Here is a 3868-nt window from a genome sequence, read left to right as displayed (position 1 = left end):
AGGGTCAGCGACTGGGGTGAAGTCGTAACAAGGTAGCCGTAGGGGAACCTGCGGCTGGATCACCTCCTTTCTAAGGAAGAACCCTAATGGAAACGCTTGATCGTCATCTTCGGATGAAATGATGAGCCTCTGCCTTTCGGTTCTCTTGGAACAAGACGGCAGAAAGTCATTCTGACCGTCGCGCATACCTTAAGCGGGTCTGCCGCCTTCGTTTCTCTTTCTTCAGCGAATGACTAACCTCCCTTTGGCTATGCCTGTAAGGCGTGCCTTGCCGGTGCAATATGCCAGCAGGGTTCGGTTTAGGGCTTGTAGCTCAGTTGGTTAGAGCGCGCGCTTGATAAGCGTGAGGTCGGAGGTTCAAGTCCTCCCAGGCCCACCACTTCGCAATCCGCAAGGATTGTCGATCTCCTCGATACAGTATCAGGGAAAACAATCAGGGGCCGTAGCTCAGCTGGGAGAGCGCCTGCTTTGCAAGCAGGATGTCGTCGGTTCGATCCCGTCCGGCTCCACCACTTGCGCAATCCGCAAGGATTGTCGCGGTTCGCGACGATCCTGTGGATCGCGCGGAGGTGTTGAGTAGAGATGAGAAAGTCATTCGTAAAAAGGTTTGCGGCGAGCAACTAGCTCTCCGCCTGTTCTGTTTTGACATCGTAAAGAGAAGATTTGTTCGAACTTCATGAGCCGAAAGGTTCGTGATTTGTCGCAGGAGACGCTCAATCTCCTGCATATGATGGGTTTGCCTAACCGCGCCCTCGAACCGATCTCGAGAAGCTGGTCTTTTTGTGCCAATGACACGGAGCCAGGTCCCGCACAGGATCTGGTTCGAGCGACGATCTCTTCGAGATCGCGCGGACGCTGATCCCGCAAGGGAGAGGCTGAAGCGACGATTTCTTCGAAATCGCGCAGTGGGCATTGGCAATGAGAACGATCAAGTGTCTTAAGGGCAATTGGTGGATGCCTTGGCATGCACAGGCGATGAAGGACGTGATACGCTGCGATAAGCTACGGGGAGGTGCGAATACCCTTTGATCCGTAGATTTCCGAATGGGGAAACCCACCTAAGGTACTTGGAAAATCAGAGATGCAGGGTGACTTGCATCTGTGGTTTCCAAGTATCGATAATAGGTAACTTATCCTGAATACATAGGGATAAAGTGGCGAACGCGGGGAACTGAAACATCTAAGTACCCGTAGGAAAGGACATCAACCGAGACTCCGGAAGTAGTGGCGAGCGAACCCGGACCAGGCCAGTGGCGATTGAGAGACAAGCGGAACCTTCTGGAAAGTAGGGCCATAGTGGGTGACAGCCCCGTACGCGTAATGCGATCAATCGTCCTCGAGTAAGGCGGGACACGTGAAATCCTGTCTGAAATTGGGAGGACCACCTTCCAAGCCTAAGTACTCGTGCATGACCGATAGCGAACTAGTACCGTGAGGGAAAGGTGAAAAGCACCCCGACAAGGGGAGTGAAAGAGTACCTGAAACCGATTGCCTACAAACAGTGGGAGCCCGCAAGGGTCACCACGTACCTTTTGTATAATGGGTCAGCGACTTAGTGTGACGAGCAAGCTTAAACCGATAGGTGTAGGCGCAGCGAAAGCGAGTCTGAACAGGGCGTTCAGTTCGTCGCATTAGACCCGAAACCGAGTGATCTAGCCATGAGCAGGTTGAAGGTAAGGTAACACTTACTGGAGGACCGAACCCATAACTGTTGCAATAGTTCGGGATGACTTGTGGCTAGGGGTGAAAGGCCAATCAAACTCGGAAATAGCTGGTTCTCCGCGAAATCTATTTAGGTAGAGCGTCGACCGAATACCCCAGGGGGTAGAGCACTGGATGGGCTAGGGGTCCTCACCGGATTACCAAACCTAACCAAACTCCGAATACCTGGGAGTACTAGTCGGCAGACACACGGCGGGTGCTAACGTCCGTCGTGAAAAGGGAAACAACCCTGACCTACAGCTAAGGTCCCCAAGTTATGGCTAAGTGGGAAAGGATGTGAGGATCCCAAAACAACCAGGATGTTGGCTTAGAAGCAGCCATCATTTAAAGAAAGCGTAACAGCTCACTGGTCTAAATAAGGGTCTTTGCGCCGAAAATGTAACGGGGCTAAAGCCATACACCGAAGCTTAGGGTTTGGTCCGCAAGGGCCAAGCGGTAGCGGAGCGTTCTGTAAGCTGATGAAGCCATACCCGTGAGGGGTGGTGGAGGTATCAGAAGTGCGAATGCTGACATGAGTAACGTAAGGGGAGTGAGAGACTCCCCCGCCGAAAGACCAAGGGTTCCTGCTTAAAGCTAATCTGAGCAGGGTTAGCCGGCCCCTAAGACGAGGCGGAAACGCGTAGTCGATGGGAACCACGTTAATATTCGTGGGCTTGGAGGTAGTGACGGATCGCACAAGTTGTCCAATCTTATCGGATTGAACGGGCAGCGGAGCGGTTCCAGGAAATAGCTCCTCCTTATAAACCGTACCCGAAACCGACACTGGTGGTCAGGTAGAGTATACCAAGGCGCTTGAGAGAACTATGCTGAAGGAACTCGGCAAATTGCACGCGTAACTTCGGAAGAAGCGTGACCCTTTTCTACGCAAGTAGAGGAGGGTGGCACAGACCAGGGGGTAGCGACTGTTTATCAAAAACACAGGGCTCTGCGAAGTCGCAAGACGACGTATAGGGTCTGACGCCTGCCCGGTGCTGGAAGGTTAAGAGGAGGGGTGCAAGCTCTGAATCGAAGCCCCAGTAAACGGCGGCCGTAACTATAACGGTCCTAAGGTAGCGAAATTCCTTGTCGGGTAAGTTCCGACCTGCACGAATGGCGTAACGACTTCCCCGCTGTCTCCAGCATAGACTCAGTGAAATTGAATTCCCCGTGAAGATGCGGGGTTCCTGCGGTTAGACGGAAAGACCCCGTGCACCTTTACTATAGCTTTACATTGGCATTCGTAGTGGCATGTGTAGGATAGGTGGTAGGCTTTGAAACCTGGGCGCCAGCTCAGGTGGAGCCACCCTTGAAATACCACCCTTATTACTATGGATGTCTAACCGCGGCCCGTTATCCGGGTCCGGGACAATGTATGGTGGGTAGTTTGACTGGGGCGGTCGCCTCCTAAAGAGTAACGGAGGCGCGCGATGGTGGGCTCAGAACGGTCGGAAATCGTTCGCTGAGTGCAATGGCATAAGCCTGCCTGACTGCGAGACTGACAAGTCGAGCAGAGACGAAAGTCGGTCATAGTGATCCGGTGGTCCCGCGTGGAAGGGCCATCGCTCAACGGATAAAAGGTACGCCGGGGATAACAGGCTGATGACCCCCAAGAGTCCATATCGACGGGGTTGTTTGGCACCTCGATGTCGACTCATCGCATCCTGGGGCTGGAGCAGGTCCCAAGGGTATGGCTGTTCGCCATTTAAAGCGGTACGTGAGTTGGGTTCAGAACGTCGTGAGACAGTTCGGTCCCTATCTGCCGTGGGTGTAGGAATATTGAAAGGATCTGTCCCTAGTACGAGAGGACCGGGATGGACGGATCTCTGGTGGACCTGTTGTGGCGCCAGCCGCATAGCAGGGTAGCTATATCCGGACGGGATAACCGCTGAAGGCATCTAAGCGGGAAACCCACCTTAAAACGAGTATTCCCTGAGAACCGTGGAAGACGACCACGTTGATAGGCCGGGTGTGGAAGAGCGGCAACGCTTGAAGCTTACCGGTACTAATAGTTCGATCGGCTTGATCGTTCTCATTCCTTATGCCCATCGTGAAACACGATGGTCTGACCAGCGCTCACGCGTCGTATCGGCCTTCGGCCGGACGCTCCGCGAGGGCGCCGGAAAACCGGCGACGCGCAGTCGCGCTTGCGGGCCTTGCCCGAAAGCAA

Annotated in this window: 2 tRNA genes and 2 rRNA genes; all 4 read left to right on the top strand. The window is 53.9% G+C overall.

What is annotated here, in order from left to right:
* A 16S ribosomal RNA gene (locus FJV77_RS32130) occupies window positions 1-70 on the top strand; the annotation flags it as partial.
* 232 nt (window positions 71-302) lie between these two features.
* A tRNA-Ile gene (locus FJV77_RS32125) sits at window positions 303-379 on the top strand.
* A gap of 57 nt (window positions 380-436) precedes the next feature.
* Window positions 437-512, top strand: a tRNA-Ala gene (locus FJV77_RS32120).
* 414 nt (window positions 513-926) lie between these two features.
* Window positions 927-3728, top strand: a 23S ribosomal RNA gene (locus FJV77_RS32115).
* Window positions 3729-3868 lie beyond the last annotated feature (140 nt).

Source organism: Mesorhizobium sp. WSM4306 (assembly GCF_007003975.1).
GTDB lineage: Bacteria > Pseudomonadota > Alphaproteobacteria > Rhizobiales > Rhizobiaceae > Mesorhizobium.
This window is presented reverse-complemented; position numbering and strand designations above follow the sequence as displayed.